This is a genomic window from Psychrobacter sp. Ps3, assembly GCF_022129275.1.
GTDB classification, from domain to species: domain Bacteria; phylum Pseudomonadota; class Gammaproteobacteria; order Pseudomonadales; family Moraxellaceae; genus Psychrobacter; species Psychrobacter submarinus.
The window spans coordinates 1-1,169 of record NZ_JADQAL010000073.1 but is presented as its reverse complement, the minus strand read 5'-3'; the positions used below and the strand labels follow the sequence as shown (position 1 = coordinate 1,169).

At 47.6% G+C, this 1,169-nt stretch carries 1 protein-coding gene; it reads right to left on the bottom strand.

Translation table 11 applies throughout. From position 1 onward, the window contains the following. Window positions 1–1,169: FAD-binding oxidoreductase (locus tag I3248_RS12095; protein ID WP_238063986.1), on the bottom strand; the 1,169-nt coding region annotated here is incomplete at both ends.

The following is a 1,169-nucleotide window of genomic DNA, read 5'->3' as shown; positions in this document are numbered from 1 at the left end:
CGATTCATAATATTATTGGGATCAAAGACTTTTTTGACTTCGCGTAGATAATCAATCTCAGTATCACTGCGACTATAGTTGAGATAAGGCTTCTTAGTCATACCCACGCCATGCTCTGCTGATACCGAGCCGCCATATTTTTCTACGGTTTCAAACACATATTTATTGACGATTTGACACTCATCAAAGAAATCGTCCTTGCTCATATTCTCAGGCTTTAAGATATTAAGATGTAAGTTGCCATCACCGATATGGCCAAACCAGCACACTTCAAAGTCAGGATAATTGCTGCTGACGATCGCATCGATCTCTTCGATAAACTCAGGCACGTAGCTGATCAACACCGAAACGTCGTTCTTATAAGGGGTGAATACTGAGATGGTCTCAGAGATATACTCGCGTAGCTTCCATAGCTCTGCCGCTTGCGCCAGGCTCTGACTCATGACCCCATCGACGACCCAGCCCTCATTCATACAGTCTTCAAAGATCGCCATCGCCTTATCCATAATGGGCTCATAAGGTGCTTCGAACTCAAGTAGCGTATAAAACTTAGTGCGCGATTCAAATGGCTCTTGTACTTGACCGTGCGCCATCAGCTTATCGATAGCGGTATCATCAAAGAACTCAAAGGCGGTTAGATCAATCTTCGCTTGAAAGGCAGAGAGTACGTTCATAACGTCATTGAAGCTATCCATACCCAGCACCATGACGTTCAAGTCTTGAGGTAAGCGATCCAGTTTAATCTGCGCCTGAGTGACTAGACCCAACGTGCCCTCAGAACCAATAAAGAGTTGACGCAAGTCATAACCGGTGGCGTTTTTGATCATTCCGCGATTGAGGTGCAAGATATCGCCTTTGCCTGTCACTACCGTTAAGCCCATAATCCATTGACGGGTCATACCGTAGCGGATCACCTTGATACCGCCGGCATTGGTGCCGATATTACCGCCCATTTGGCTCGAGCCTGCCGAAGCAAAGTCAACGGGGTAGTACAAGTCTTTGGATTCAGCGAACTGCTGGAGCTGCTCGGTGACCACACCCGCTTCGATCTCAACCATACGATCAGCGGGATAAAAAGTGCCAATCTGATTCATCTTATCCATGCTGACGACGATCTCGCCATTCGCGGCTACTGCGCCCGCCGAGAGACCAGTACGACCACCGCTTGG